At 54.6% G+C, this 12533-nt stretch carries 8 protein-coding genes and 5 pseudogenes; 7 read left to right on the top strand and 6 right to left on the bottom strand.

Annotated elements, in window-relative coordinates:
- Window positions 1-3: 3 nt before the first annotated feature.
- A complete protein-coding gene (locus WM40_RS20090; RefSeq protein WP_046153775.1) occupies window positions 4-2553 on the top strand; it encodes a YbcC family protein in 2550 nt (849 codons plus the stop codon).
- A gap of 507 nt (window positions 2554-3060) precedes the next feature.
- Window positions 3061-4404 (top strand): RNA polymerase sigma factor, encoded by a 1344-nt coding sequence (locus WM40_RS28120; protein WP_051504713.1) that lies wholly within the window; start codon window positions 3061-3063, stop codon window positions 4402-4404.
- A gap of 175 nt (window positions 4405-4579) precedes the next feature.
- On the opposite strand, the pseudogene WM40_RS28950 reads toward WM40_RS28120, so the two are convergent.
- From WM40_RS28950 to WM40_RS28945, 3 genes and pseudogenes are all read right to left on the bottom strand, one after another.
- A pseudogene (locus WM40_RS28950) lies at window positions 4580-4750 on the bottom strand (LysR substrate-binding domain-containing protein); the annotation flags it as partial.
- 59 nt (window positions 4751-4809) lie between these two features.
- Window positions 4810-5886, bottom strand: a pseudogene (locus WM40_RS20075) (IS256 family transposase); the annotation flags it as partial.
- Window positions 5887-5897: 11 nt separating this feature from the next.
- Entirely contained in the window at window positions 5898-6305 is a 408-nt protein-coding gene (locus tag WM40_RS28945; protein WP_082103025.1) for a LysR substrate-binding domain-containing protein, read from the bottom strand.
- 392 nt (window positions 6306-6697) lie between these two features.
- On the opposite strand from WM40_RS28945, the gene WM40_RS32135 reads away from it, so the two are divergent.
- Together WM40_RS32135 and WM40_RS20065 are read left to right on the top strand one after the other, a co-directional pair.
- On the top strand, window positions 6698-6922 hold the full coding sequence (locus tag WM40_RS32135; RefSeq protein ID WP_269083103.1) for an SDR family NAD(P)-dependent oxidoreductase: 225 nt from the start codon (window positions 6698-6700) through the stop codon (window positions 6920-6922).
- Window positions 6923-6935: 13 nt separating this feature from the next.
- Window positions 6936-7367, top strand: coding sequence for an SDR family NAD(P)-dependent oxidoreductase (locus tag WM40_RS20065; protein ID WP_269083102.1), 432 nt, complete (start codon window positions 6936-6938; stop codon window positions 7365-7367).
- Between the two features lie 160 nt (window positions 7368-7527).
- On the opposite strand, the pseudogene WM40_RS32580 reads toward WM40_RS20065, so the two are convergent.
- Window positions 7528-7817, bottom strand: a pseudogene (locus tag WM40_RS32580) (hypothetical protein); the annotation flags it as partial.
- A gap of 317 nt (window positions 7818-8134) precedes the next feature.
- Between WM40_RS32580 and WM40_RS32345 the strand changes: the two are divergent.
- Both WM40_RS32345 and WM40_RS30280 read left to right on the top strand, forming a co-directional pair.
- A complete protein-coding gene (locus tag WM40_RS32345) occupies window positions 8135-9679 on the top strand; it encodes a methyl-accepting chemotaxis protein (RefSeq protein WP_046153773.1) in 1545 nt (514 codons plus the stop codon).
- Between the two features lie 165 nt (window positions 9680-9844).
- Window positions 9845-10063 (top strand): annotated as a pseudogene (locus WM40_RS30280) (hypothetical protein); the annotation flags it as partial.
- A gap of 187 nt (window positions 10064-10250) precedes the next feature.
- Here WM40_RS30280 and WM40_RS20050 read toward each other — a convergent pair.
- On the bottom strand, window positions 10251-11231 hold the full coding sequence (locus WM40_RS20050) for a lipid-binding SYLF domain-containing protein (protein ID WP_157685868.1): 981 nt from the start codon (window positions 11229-11231) through the stop codon (window positions 10251-10253).
- 202 nt (window positions 11232-11433) lie between these two features.
- Here WM40_RS20050 and WM40_RS32770 point away from each other — a divergent pair.
- A pseudogene (locus tag WM40_RS32770) lies at window positions 11434-11555 on the top strand (IS6 family transposase); the annotation flags it as partial.
- A 262-nt stretch (window positions 11556-11817) separates the two neighbouring features.
- On the opposite strand, the gene WM40_RS20040 reads toward WM40_RS32770, so the two are convergent.
- Window positions 11818-12264 (bottom strand): GNAT family N-acetyltransferase, encoded by a 447-nt coding sequence (locus WM40_RS20040; protein WP_046153771.1) that lies wholly within the window; start codon window positions 12262-12264, stop codon window positions 11818-11820.
- Window positions 12265-12533 lie beyond the last annotated feature (269 nt).

The following is a 12533-nucleotide window of genomic DNA, read 5'->3' as shown; positions in this document are numbered from 1 at the left end:
AAAATGGATGCCTTGACCACCGACGTGCCCCCAGAAGTTGTGCAGCGGGCTAACAGCAGTAGCACGGATTTGCGAGCCCTTCACGCAGCGGTCGACCAAGCCTGCGCTCAGGCATGCCGCGCGATCGCCCCCGCCTGGCCTCTGGACCGTGCCATTGCCGTCAACCCCCACTGGTCGCGCATTGGGATGCCGGTGCGCCAAGTAGCTGCGCGCATGGCCGCACTGGGTGGTATCCAAGTCTTCCCGCCACGCAATGAGCAGTTGCGTGCATGGCAGACGGGACGAATAAGCCATGCCGACTTGGCCGTGGCCTTGTGCCAAACGCCGGAGGCACAAAGGCAAAACATCACGGCGCAACAATGTATCGAGGCCTTAGCATCGCCCTCACCGGTAAAGCAATTGCCATTGTTGATTGACGTGCTGGACAATGACCCTTTTCGCAATCACCGCCTTAGTTGGCGCCAGGCCATTACGCACCAAGTCAGCCAAACCTGCGCCTCCTACTTCGATGCGCACCAGGCCGATTGGCGCCCGCAGCGCGCACAAAACTTGTACGCGTTTTGGCGCGAAACGCTGCAACACGACCACGGTATTGGCTTGTTGATGGGGCTGCCCAAGCTTGGTGCTGCAGTGGATGCGTTACCTGCCAGTGCCGAAGACGCAGAGCGCTGGGTGCTGCAGCGCCTAGGCTTACCCCAAGAGGTGTGGGCCGACTATCTGGAGTCAGTGTTGCTTACAGTAAACGGATGGGCGTCTTGGTGCGCCTATCTCGACTGGCAAGCAGGGCTGGAGGGTGGGAAAACGCCCGATCTGCGCCACCTGCTGGCCATTCGTCTTGCCTGGGGGGCGCTTTTGCTCGACGCCAAAGACAGCATCGCCAGCCGCGATGCGTTCACCGCATTGCGCCAAGCGTGGAATGACGCTCCGGAGTTACTCAAGAATGGAGAAAACGCGCTACTAATAGACGAAATTTGGCAGGTGGCTCTCGAAGCAGGCTACCAGCGCGATCTGGCGCAACACCTGCACAGCGTCAGCTCAACGCCCCTGCCGCCGCGGGAAATCGAAGTTCAAGCCGCTTTCTGTATCGACGTGCGCAGCGAGCCCATGCGCCGGGCGCTGGAGGCCACGTGGCCAGGCATTCAGACCATCGGATTTGCCGGTTTCTTTGGTTTGCCTATCGCCTACACGCCTTTGGCTTCAAGGGCGCGGCGGCCCCAGTTGCCAGGATTGCTCGCGCCGTCTTTTGAGGTCACCGACCAAATCATGGGCGTTGACAGCACCGACCGTACCCGCGAGGGTGTAATGCAGGAGGCTGCCAGCAGTGCGCGCCAGTGCCGGTTGGCGCTGGCTCACCGATGGCAAGCGGCCAGTCGCTGGCCAAGCTCGGCATTTTCGTATGTCGAAGCCATAGGTGTTGGCTATCTCGGAAAACTCAACCGCTGGTTACAGCCCGGTCATAGCGATCGGGCCAGAGATGATTTGCACGGCGTGTCAGCGCGCTATCGTGCAGTATGCCGCCCTAAATTAGTAGGAGTTGACGTCGACGCGCAGGTCGCGCTGGCAGCACGCGTGCTACACGCTATGGGGTTGAAGCGAAACTTAGCATCCCTGGTACTACTTGTCGGGCACGGGAGCCAGTCCGCAAATAACGCGCACGCGGCCACGCTCGATTGTGGCGCTTGCTGCGGCCAAACAGGCGAAGTCAATGCACGCAGCTTAGCGCTGCTACTCAACGATCCTGCTGTGCGACACGGGCTACGTGGCGTGGGCGTCGACATTCCCGACAGCACGACCTTTATCGCCTGCCTGCACAATACCGCGACCGATGCCATTGAGGGGTTCGACCTGGATCTGCTGACATCCCAATCACGCCAAAAATGGGAGCGCCTGCAGGTCGTGTTCGCACACGCTAGCGACCAAGTAAGGCGCGAACGCGCCCCGGCTCTGCAACTGAACCCGCACGCACCTAGCGATACCCTGCTGCTACAGTTGTCTCGCCGGGCCAACGATGGCGCACAAACCCGGCCCGAATGGGGGCTTGCGGGCAACGCAGCCTTTGTCATAGCGTCGCGCAAACGCACGCAGGGCGCTATACTTAACGGCCGCTGCTTCTTGCACGATTACGAAGCCGATCTCGATCCTGACAATAGCTTGCTGGAAATGTTGATGACGGCGCCAATGTTGGTTACCCATTGGATAAATTGGCAATACCACGCTTCTACTTGTGACCCGAGCAGGTTAGGCAGCGGCAATAAACTGCTGCATAACGTAGTGGGCGGAGCAATAGGCGTCTTTGAGGGAAACGGCGGCGATTTGCGTATCGGCCTTTCCCGCCAGTCTTTGCATGACGGCCACTACTGGGTGCACGAACCATTGCGGCTAACTGTGGTGATCGACGCCCCCCAGACCGCTATCGACGCGGTGATTGCAAAGCACGAGGTTTTGAAACAATTGCTAGACAACGGGTGGCTGTATCTTTGGCGCTTCCATGAATCAGGCTTATTGCGGTATTCGCGAGGAACATGGTCATCGTTGCAGCTGGAGAAATCCTGATTTTTGTCATCTTCCAGCAATTTTTTTGTGACAAAGCGTAATGTTGCTGGAAGCGCAAAGATGATGCCGATGTTTGGCGTCATCGCTTAAGCCTGATTTTCGAGATAGCAAACGACTAGGTGCCTTAAGTGCCTATTGGCTCTAGTGCGAATCCGCGCTAACAACGGATGCACAGTACTTTGCACGATGAAAAAATGACGCTATTGAGCAAGCGCAAGTTTGATGACAAAAATCCTATGCTAGAAGTGCACAAAGCTCGGGGTTACCTCTCAATAAATGCGCCATCCACGCCTAGGAGAGAGCTTGCGGACAAGATCTCAGCGACTCTGTTCCTGCAGAGATACAAGATCGATGCGAATACTGCAGCTGCGGTCACAACGGATTTAAGACGTAGGACGACATGGCATGCCATGCCATGAAATTCCAGATTTATAAACCGAGGAACCTCATCGAAGTCATTCTGTGATTCATCGCGAGCCGCGCAGAGACCAAAAATGAGGAAAAAAAATGATTCAGACGCTCGACGTAAATTTGAATGTAGATATTTTTTGGTCGAGTCCCGTTGATCGCCCTTTTTCTTCTGCGTTACAACGCTGCGGTGCTCGGAATCTCAGCGACATCAACACCGACAAGTTATTTCCGGCGATTATCTTCGTCGATTGCACTTGCACCGATTCCGGCGACCAAATCACCAAGTTATTGCATCGAGGCGACGACCAATGTTATCTAATCGCCGTGCAAAGGGATGCTTCCGCGGAGAGGATCGTTTCACTTATCGCCAGCGGCGCCAACGACGTTGTGACCGAGATTGACCTGCTAGAGCCAGAGCCAATCATATCTCGCGCCCGTGATCAATTAAGATTGATGCGGTTCGCGCGCGACGGGGTTGCCAATTTCTCGGCGTTGCAGAGTCATGCGGACGGCATGGTATCCCCCGTGTATTTTAAGGACGCAAATGGACTCTACATGGGGTGCAATGACATATTCGAAAATTTTCTCGACATGCATCGGTCGGCTATCGTTGGCAAGACCGTCTACGAGGTGTCGCCATCGAACCTCGCTGTCGCCTATCACAAAGCGGACCTCGATTTACTAGAAAAAGGGGGTGTGCAAGTATATGTCACCGGTGTTCGCAACGGTGCTGGCGACGTACGTGCTGTGCGTTTCCATAAAGGCGTGGTTTATGACGACAATGGAGAGATTACTGGCATCGTCGGTGCGATGCTCGAGATTGGGGATCACCGCGCCTACGAAATCGCACGCAACGAGATAGCAAAAGTAACACAGCAGATATCTACAACGGCGCCGGGATTGCATAACCAACCCAACACAATGAGTCACGAACGGTGGCTCGTCGACTGTGTCGGAAGGGGCGATTCGTCGGCTCTGGCGCGGTTGTACCATCTCCACCGGCGACGCATCACGCGTTTTCTAAGCCGTCTCACTTGGAAATCTGAGCTACAAAACGAGATTGTGAACGATGCATTCATGGTCGTATGGCGAAAAGCGAAAGACTTTCGCGGTGATTCCAGTGTTTCCACCTGGATTACAAGCATCGCTTACCGCTGTGCACTTCAAACTCTGCGCAACAATCGGCGCGACGAATTCGAGCTGCTAGATACGGAATTAATGATTCAAAACTCTCCCGACTATGATCTATCAGATATTCTCAGCAAAGCATTAGATCTTTTACCTGAGGAACAACGCGTCACAATGACGTTGGCTTATATCCTTGGCCACTCGGTCGAGGAGATCGCGCGGATAACCGATTGCCCTGTTACGACGGTAAAAGCACGTATGCACCGGGCACGAGCTAAGCTCCGCGTTGCCCTAAACAGCCTGGGCGGCTGATACAAAGGTTTGCCAAACTTTGCAAAATGGGGCCGTCGCTATGCGACAGTAGCCGTAGCATAGCGAAGAGTGTGGGAGCGGGTGATAAAATCCGACAATCCCGGTTACGATACGGGCATCTACTCGATCCAGGTGTGCTTAACGTTTACGGCAGCTGATTGCCTATAATCCCGACTTATTCTCCGCGGATGATGTCGATGAACGCCCGCAAATTTGGCGGCACTAGCCGGCTGCTCGGAAAATAGAGGCACAAACCCGGTATGCGCGGACACCAGTCCGCCAAAACCGTCACTAAGGCGCCATCGCTCAGCGCAGCCTGCGCATAGCTTTCCGGCACATACGCGGGCCCAAGCCCGGCGAGCTAATGTCAAGACTGGTGTATGGGCAGTCTAAAGGCGCGTGATTTCAAGCGGCGAGTTTCTGCTGAACCGGTTGATCGCCTTGCACCGGTTCGCCGTCCCTGAAGGCAATGCCATCCAGCAACAGCTTGATCTGTTCAGGGCCGTTGATGCGGCGCCAAGTTTTCTCGGCTTCCTCGATCAGCTTGAATGCCAGACCGAGGAAGGTTGGTCGCGATACACAGTTGCGCGTACGAGTAGTCCGTTGGCGCACGGTCGCGAACGTCGACTCAATCGCATTCGTCGTGCGCAAATGCTGCCAGTGCTCAGCCGGGAATTCGTAAAAGGCCAGCAGGCTCTCCCGGTCCTTCTTCAGCGTTTCGCTCGCCTTCGGATATTTCGCCGCATAGACCGTCACGAAACGATCGAACGCGGCGTATGCGTCGGCCCGCGTTGCGGCCATCCAGATCGCCTGCAGGTCTGCCTTTGCGCGCCCCTGTAGCGACTTCGGCAGCGCATTGAGCACGTTGCCCATCTTGTGGAACCAGCAGCGCTGGCATCGCGTCGCAGGGAACACCTCTTCCAGTGCAGCCCAGAAACCCATCGCGCTCGCCGACGGCCAGTAGTGGGCCGGCCTGCTGGCCACGCCCCTTCAGTCGAGCAGCAGCTCCTGCCATGACGCCTTCGACTCGCGATACCCGTCACCGATTGCCACACGCTCCTTACGCCCATCCGGCCTCACACCGATGATCACCAGCAGGCACTGCCCGTCCGAGTTCTCACTACGCAGGCCGGTATGAAGGCCGTCGACCCACCAATAGACGTAGCGCGATTTCGACAGATCACGCCGGCTCCAACTGGCATGCTCATCGGCCCATTGCGCCTTCAGGCGACTTACCACGTTCGCCGACAGTCCCTTGGCGTCCTCGCCCAGCAGCACGCCCAGCGCTTCGCTCATGTCGCCTGTCGAAATGCCCTTCAAATACAGCCACGGCAGCGCGGCACTCACGCGCGGCGACTTCCTCACATACGGCGGCACAATCGATGAATTGAACTTCACACCCGATCCTGATCGATCACGAACCTTCGGCACCTTCACCGGAATCGGGCCAGCCCCCGTCAACACTTCGCGCTGCGGCAGGTAGCCATTGCGTACTACGGCGCGTTATTTTTAAGATATCTGGGCGCCGCAACCGCGATGAATTGCGTATCCACGCTCAACGGCACGGCGATCATGTCTTTCGGCACCGCTTCCGCCAGACGAATGCCGGCATCGAAACCCTGCGCCACGATATCGACGAATCGGCCGTCCGCTACCAGATCAAGCTGAACATCTGGATGCCTTCTTAGCAATGCCGGCACGACCGATGCAAGCAACAACCGAAACGCAGACTTGTCGCCATTGATCCGTAATGTCCCCGTCAAACGCCCTTTTTCGCCCGTGAAGTCATCCGAGGCACCACGCAACTGCATTAGCCATGGCACGATGCTGTCCATAAATTGCTTGCCCGCCTCCGTCAGCGACACGCTCCGCGTCGTGCGATTCAACAACCGCGTGCCCAACGCTTCTTCCAGGCCTCTGATCGTATGACTCAGCGACGACGGCGGCAGACCGAACCGGTCTGCGGCGCGTCAGAAACCGCGATGCTCAGCCACTATCATCAGCGCGTTCATATCGTCGAGTGTCGGGCGTTTCACTGCTGAAATATTTTCACTGATGCAGTGTATTTAATGATTATTAACATAATAACCGCTCGCGCCTATCATTGTTTGCATCGCACGAGGAGAAAGGAACTATGCGCAAAGATTAGCTTACTACGGGCACATCGACGGGTCTCGGTCGCGAAATGGTGGCACGCTTGCTGGCGCTCGGCGATAGCCTTGCGGCCACCCTGCGCCAACCCGGCGCGTTGGACGATATGCAAGCGGGTTATGGGTAACAGTTGTATGTGCTAATGCTCGATCTTACCGAACCCGCACAGATCAAAACCGCCGTTGCGGATGCATTCGCGCATTTCGGCCGCATCGATGTGGCCGTCAGTAACGCCACCTACGGCTCATTCGGTGCGGGAGAAGAGGTCAGCAACGCACAGATCGACCTACAAATTGCAACCAATCTGACCGGCTCAATCCACGTCATTCGCGCACTACTGCCGCGTATGCGCGCGCGGGGGGGGTAGACGTATCATCCAGGTGTCGTCCGAAGGCGGTCCGATCGCTTATCCCAATTTCAGTCTTTATCATGCGACGAAATGGGGCATTGAAGGATTTATACAATCGGTCAGCCAGGAAGTGGCTCCTTTCGGCATCGACTTTCTCATCGCCGAACCCGGCCCCACCACGACCCAATTCGGCGCAGGTCTCGATCACGCAGTGTCGATGGATAGCTATGAAAACACCGCTGCTGGCGAAGTGCGTCACGCGATCCGCGACGACGCATTTGCGCATTTCAGCCGAGCTGAACAAGTTGTCGAGACATTGATCGACATGGCCGACAAGGAGGAAGTACCGTTAAGACTTGCTTTAGGAGGAACGGCTTATTCATCGATCAGCAAGGGACTGACCGAACGGTTGCAGTCGCTGGAGGCCGATAAGGCCATTTCGCTTGCAGTCGACAATGTATAGCCCCTTAGACTAACTGATCACATACGACTTCATGGCTGGCACGCCATACGTGACGTGGTCATCGATCACCTAAACCGGTTCGTCCACGTCCGTTGCGTCCAACGCCAGGAGCAAGGGCGTGAAATGCTCCTCGCAGCTATGGTTCAGAGGCATGGTCACGTTACCGAGCGTGGTCTAAAAAACCGGTTGTTGCTGCCGCGGCACAAAACGAGGACGGATTTTGGCCGTCGCAGGTGACCTGCCGCCGCGATTCGAAGCGACCGGTAAGCAGGCTGCGATGTTCGGCCACGCCACCCGGTGCCTGTTCAGAGCAAAATGCTGTCGAATCGGACCGAAGCTCTAAAGGAAACGCTGGGCGCGTCGCCGATCCCTGAAGCCGCGCATGCGGCGCCTGCGCGCTCGGGTCGGTTGATGGTTGTTTTCTGCGCGGTTATTCACGCGGGCGGCCGCGATAAATGGACGAGGATCTCATCTGCCTAGCTTACCGGATCGCTTTGCTAACGTGGCAGTGCCTGCATGTCCAAAGCGACTCGATCCGGCGTGGTTGGTCCACCACATATCGCTTTACTTGGTTGAATAAAGCTACCTTCCAAGGCTAAACAGAACTACCATCCACATAGTCGATCGGACGATACGTCCGGTGCAACACAATGGGCCTCCTCTCACGTGGCGATTTGGGCAAAAGGTATGATGTTTGATGAATCTGAAGTGAAAACGTAGGTTTGGCAATTATTATAAATATTCCTAAACAATAAAAGAATTGCCTAATGAAAAACACAACATTATCTTCGCGTCTCGCATTTGGATTTGGTTTATGTGTAATCCTTAGCATATTACTTGCAACTTACGCTGCGCTACGAATGAATTCGCTGGCGGTGGCCGTGAATGAAGTAGCAACGGACAGATTAATCAAAATAAGTCAACTCCAACAACTTCGAAACAACCTTAATGCGCAAGGGCATCAAGTTCGCAATATTCTCATCAGCAGAGATCAAACATTTCGCGACGGCGAGTTAAAAAAAGCGCAAAATATCAAGAATCTAAATAAGCAAATAATCGATTCTTTAATCGGCACCATATCTCCTCAAAGTGCCCGCGATTTAATAGGAAGTGTCAGCGACCTGATTGGCCCATTCAATGATGCTTTGGATAAGACGGTAGCGTTAGCCTATAAGGGTGATATCGATGCCGCGAACAAGCAATTGATTGGCGAGATGCGTGATCGTCAGATGCCTCTATTCAAGGCCGTCGATGACTCGTTGCAATTGCAGATGGATCTGTCCGAAAATCTATCCAAGCAATCGACCGATAAAGCGGCTTCAGGCGTTCATTCGATGATCGAATTGACGTTAGCGATCGCCTTGGTCAGCGGATTCGCCGGTTGGCTTATCACCCGTGATCTCGTGCGGTCGCTGGGCGCAGAGCCTGACGAATTACGGCAGGCGGCTCATAACTGTGCGACCGGCAACTTGATTCCAGTACGAGGAGCGGACACCGCTCCACTTGGTAGCGTACTGGCTTCACTAGGGACAATGCAGACTAGCTTATTGCAGATAGTCTCCCAAGTGCGACAGGGGTCCGAATCCGTTTCAAATGCGAGCAGTGAGATCGTGCAAGGCAACGCAGACTTATCGGCTCGCACGGAGAACCAGGCTAGCGCCCTACAAGAGGCCGCCGCTTCAATGGAGGAGCTTGGGTCAACCGTCAAGCAAAATGCAGACAATGCATTAAAGGCCAGCCAACTCTCACAAAGTGCATCCGGCATCGCCATAAAAGGAGGCGCGGTCGTTTCCAAAGTGGTGGAAGCCATGAAGGAAATCAACGAATCCTCAAAGAAAATCTCAGACATCATCAGCCTCATCGACGGCATTGCGTTTCAGACCAATATCCTCTCATTAAATGCCGCCGTAGAAGCGGCGCGTGCCGGGCCGCAAGGGCGAGGCTTTGCAGTGGTGGCTGGTGAGGTGCGCTCTTTGGCAAAACGTTCAGCCGAAGCAGCCAGTGAAATCAAAGCCCTCATCACGGTAAGTGTTAGCCGTGTTGAACAAGGGTCCGCGCTGGTCGATGAAGCTGGGACGACAATGCAGGAAGTCGTGAGCAGCATTAAAACCGTCACACATCTCATGAGCGAGATTAGCACTGCAAGCAACGAACAGAGTTCAAGCGTTTCACAGGTGGGGCAAGCAGTGGTTCAAATGGACCGAGCAACTCACCAAAATGCGACGTTGGTCGACCAGATGGCTGCCGCAGCTAATAGTCTGGAAGGACAGGCAAAGCAGCTCGTGGAAGTAGTAAGCGTTTTTAAAACGTAATCTTGTCAGTGATCGTCGTTATTCGTTGGATAACCGATTGACGGTGACATCTTTTAATCTCCCTTATTATCCCAGTACGTTGAGTTAAGGATTGAACATCAACCGGTACGGTATCGCTGGCTAAGGTATTGTCACGTTGTCGAAGCGGTAGGGTAAGCTTGACGCGTGAAAACCTCGTCTATTTATCACGACCATCGCTTCCTGCCGGCGTTCATAAGCCTCGTAGTGCGCTGGTATTTCCGGCTCTCGTTGCGTTTTCGCCGTATCGAAGAATTGTTGCGCGAGCGCGGCGTGGTCGCCAGCTACGAATAGATACGGCACCCGGGCGCTGGCGGCATCGTGACGGATCAGCTTCGCAGTTATCCTGCAGCCAAAGCCCGAGTATTGGCGTTTTCAACCGGCATGATCCTAACGCCTATCTCAAAGACGTCCTGCAGCGCTTGCCCTCGCACCTTGTATGCAACATCGACGGGTTGTTTACCGCATAACTGGCCGCAAAAGCCTGCTTAACATCTGCGTCAATATGGTATCGCAGTGCGCTTACGGCCTAGTTGCAGGATAGCCAAAATAGTTAGCGGGACAGACGATCGGGTTTGGCTGTCACAGCTTCGTAGTGGCCCTGCTGATCCCAGACGACGAGACGATGCGTGAAGGCGCTACCGGCGCCCTTTGCAGAAAAAGGATTCTTGCGCGTCACCGGATATCCCGCCTCAATGCCTGCTTCGACGACACCAACCTGGATGTTCGCGCGGTATCGCTCGTTTACAAGCCTGATCAGCGTCTTGGCTGCACCGCCATTACTGATATCGAGATACAACATCTTATTTTTGTCGGATGGATGTTCCGTGTCGTATAGATCGCGCAGGTGGCGAACTTCCCGATCAAGGCTTTCGGGGTTCAAATCTGGCCTGATTTGTTGTACTAACGCATAGATCGCGCAGTTGTTCCCCTTTCCCGGATTGGCGATCACCTTCAGGTTTTGTCTTTCCAGGTAAGTCTTGAAAGCGCTATTGGGTTCGGCAAACGCCAACATTTGCTCTGCCCGCTGGTCATCGGATACGTCAAACGGCTCTCTGTGCACCGTCGAATGATTTGCCAGGACGTTGGACGCGTGATTTTTTGTATCGATTGCGCCGCGTTGAATGACCTCAAGTTCCGGCTGGACCAGTATGCCAAAAGCTTTTTCCTGAAGACTGCGCGCAATGGCTTCTTGCAGGGCAGCTTCGTTAGCGTCATCGATGTCTTTGGCGCTCGACGCATTCTGTTGCGCGGCTGTGCCGAACGCTGCTAAAAGTGACTTTTGATCCTCCACGGGTTGGCGAACTTGCTCCATTGCTGAAAGCTGGCGTGGAGATCGCAGTTTCGATTCAGCGCCAGCAGCAAAATCAACCGGTTCTTGATATCCGGCAGGTTTTACTCGCTTTTTTGGCCTAGGCTTCAACGCTGCGAACGGTCCGCTCGCAGCTTGCGACGAACGGCGACGGGGCGCCTTTTCGTTCGTATCGAACGTTTCTGGATGATCGCCTATAGTAGAAAAGCCAAAGATTTTCATGCTATGCCCAAACAGTTTTTGCGTATTGTCATCAACTTACCGTGCGCTAGTATTGCCGCTTCTTGCTAAGCTTTTCGCCATATCGACGAACTGCTCCTCGAACGTAGCATAGGTCGGATAAAAGTCATCCGATGCATCGTGACGACCTGGTATATAGACGAGATTTTCAAGCGCTTGAATGGTGAGCCTTACTGGCTCTCGCGCACGCGCAAATAACCGCGCCAAAAACAGCCATCAACCGCGCGAGAACGGGAGCGCGGCATGCGCGGCTTCAGCGATCGGAGATGTGCTCAGCGCTTCCTCACCACCTTCGGTCCGATTCGATAGCGTTTTTCGCGCAAGTGAGAAAGGCCTGACGCCGCGGCGCACCGACTCCAACTCCTCGCTCGCCTCATGGCAGCAGTCAACGCTCGCAGGCTTACATCCGCCTGACTTTTGAAAGCAAGCAGTGAAAATCACATGTTTCCGGTCTTCGCTCGCCACCGTGAAGACGACGAGAAAATGCATTGTGCAAAAATGTCGTGGCGGCGCGCATTCGGTTGCTAAACGCACTGACCTGCACAACAAAATTTTCGAAGATATAAGATCAGTTCGGTTTTACAGACTCGACTTCACAGTGATCCTCTAACCACTCGGCCACGAGATATGCAACCTCCTCGGTAACATTCTGTTCCCACATTGACGGTTCACAAAGAACCTCCAAGTCGAGACCGCCAACTGTGGGCCTTGCAAGCAAAGCACCAATGAACTTGTCGCTATCGCGTTCGACAATACCCCATGCCAGTACTGTAAGGGCCGCACATTGCATTTGGAGTAAGAAAGCCTCTCGATGCGCACCGTCGCGCGATTTGTCCGTCATCCAGGTAACATATTCAGCGAGGCGTGTATCCTGCAGCAGTTCCTCAACGATTAGGCGCGCTTGCCCTGGGTTTAGTGGTAAGACTTTGAAGCGTTCCGTTTCGAACGCAGGAAGCCTTGACCGCAGGTGCTCGGGTAACACCGCGCCGTATTCAGAATTTGGATATGACTGCATCGATCTGCCTCTAGATTCAAAAGATTACATTTACTCGTCAATCTGGCAACTGAAATGGAAATAAAAGTCTCGCGCCGTGCTGACGCCACTCTTTGCATCATGGCGGGCATCCCGCTATCGTGCATCCGAAGGACGTTATGGACGAAATTGTTTGTATTGGCGTCGATCTAAAAAAAATCAGTCAGATTCGTGCGGCGCGCAGTTGTTTCTCAACTGCTTGACCGCTCTAATTGCTGATGCTGAATGAAGTGCACGCTGTGGCAAGACGC

This window comes from Robbsia andropogonis, from assembly GCF_000970345.1.
Lineage (GTDB): Bacteria > Pseudomonadota > Gammaproteobacteria > Burkholderiales > Burkholderiaceae > Robbsia > Robbsia andropogonis.
The sequence above is the reverse complement of the archived record's forward strand: the minus strand, read 5'-3'. Positions and strand labels throughout refer to the sequence as shown.

Bases quoted from the DNA above. Each gene is read 5' to 3' on its own strand.
- WM40_RS32135 (WP_269083103.1), top strand. From the start codon at position 6,698: ATGCTCGATCTTACCGAACCCGCACAGATCAAAACCGCCGTTGCGGAT.
- WM40_RS32345 (WP_046153773.1), top strand. From the start codon at position 8,135: ATGAAAAACACAACATTATCTTCGCGTCTCGCATTTGGATTTGGTTTA.
- WM40_RS28120 (WP_051504713.1), top strand. From the start codon at position 3,061: ATGATTCAGACGCTCGACGTAAATTTGAATGTAGATATTTTTTGGTCG.
- WM40_RS20040 (WP_046153771.1), bottom strand. From the start codon at position 12,264: ATGCAGTCATATCCAAATTCTGAATACGGCGCGGTGTTACCCGAGCAC.
- WM40_RS20050 (WP_157685868.1), bottom strand. From the start codon at position 11,231: ATGAAAATCTTTGGCTTTTCTACTATAGGCGATCATCCAGAAACGTTC.
- WM40_RS20090 (WP_046153775.1), top strand. From the start codon at position 4: ATGGATGCCTTGACCACCGACGTGCCCCCAGAAGTTGTGCAGCGGGCT.